At 39.7% G+C, this 956-nt stretch carries 2 protein-coding genes; one reads left to right on the forward strand and one right to left on the reverse strand.

The window, feature by feature from the left end:
* The first annotated feature begins 40 nt into the window (after nucleotides 1–40).
* Entirely contained in the window at nucleotides 41–163 is a 123-nt protein-coding gene (locus FE394_RS20165; protein ID WP_474068191.1) for a hypothetical protein, read from the forward strand.
* 46 nt (nucleotides 164–209) lie between these two features.
* On the opposite strand, the gene FE394_RS19250 is transcribed toward FE394_RS20165, so the two are convergent.
* Nucleotides 210–584 (reverse strand): LecA/PA-IL family lectin, encoded by a 375-nt coding sequence (locus FE394_RS19250; RefSeq protein ID WP_319927925.1) that lies wholly within the window; start codon nucleotides 582–584, stop codon nucleotides 210–212.
* Between the last annotated feature and the right edge of the window lie 372 nt (nucleotides 585–956).

Raw genomic sequence — 956 nt, forward strand, 5'->3', positions numbered from 1 at the left:
CGGTGAGAAGATCTACTATGCGGATGGTGAACCCTGTGACATTCCCGAAGGCTGTCGCTTGGATGTCCGCGTTCAGATGCCGGAAGATTCGGTGTGGAATGTGAGGGGGAGGGAAGCAGCAGAGACGGTTTCTGATGGTGAAATGACTGAACAGGTGAGATAGAAGAATAATTAACCCGCAGAAATTTGCGGGTTAGGGTTTTAGTTATTTATTTTCTTTCTTCGAGAGGGGAATACCGAGACTCTATTATGACATTGACGTGAAATTCACCTGAATTATCACCATACATACCTTGGCCATCAAGGAATAAAAGTATTAGTTCCCCATCAACAGGAACCGTTTTATGAAGCACACCATTTCCTATTTCATAGGTTTTATCGCCAATTTTAGCAATGAGTGTGACGTATGATAGATTTGGTTTTATAGGTACTTGACTCTGAGGTGCTGCCCATTGATTGTCTCCACGTCCGTACTTCACCCATCCCTTAGCAACAATAGATATAACATCTCCCTTTTTGAGAATAAGCCCTGTGGGTTGACCTTTCTCGGCTTTTCCTGGCACAGTTCCAGACCAATCATACATAGTATTACCTCCAATTCTGTTTTTATAACTAAATGAAGGCGGATGACTTCTCCGCCTGTGAACATCAATAAAATAGGTTCATCAATACTGGAGAATGAATTTTGACTAATTACAGTTGAAAGGTGATTCGGTGAGTAGCATATTTTGATGGCAGAATGACATAAAATAACAAACGGGGGATCAATAAAATCTATTCTACAACTAATAAAAATTAGTTCAATGAAGTGAAATTATTCTCCTATTGACATATTAGCGCGATCACTTGTACGAAACACGACACAAAGGTAATCAATTTATTCAACCATCAGCATTCGTTAATATATTCAGGCTGTCACAGCAGACGGAAGTTAATTATCACAACTTCCAATATCA

The organism is Xenorhabdus littoralis (assembly GCF_033949345.1).
In the GTDB taxonomy this organism is placed as follows: Bacteria; Pseudomonadota; Gammaproteobacteria; order Enterobacterales; family Enterobacteriaceae; genus Xenorhabdus; species Xenorhabdus littoralis.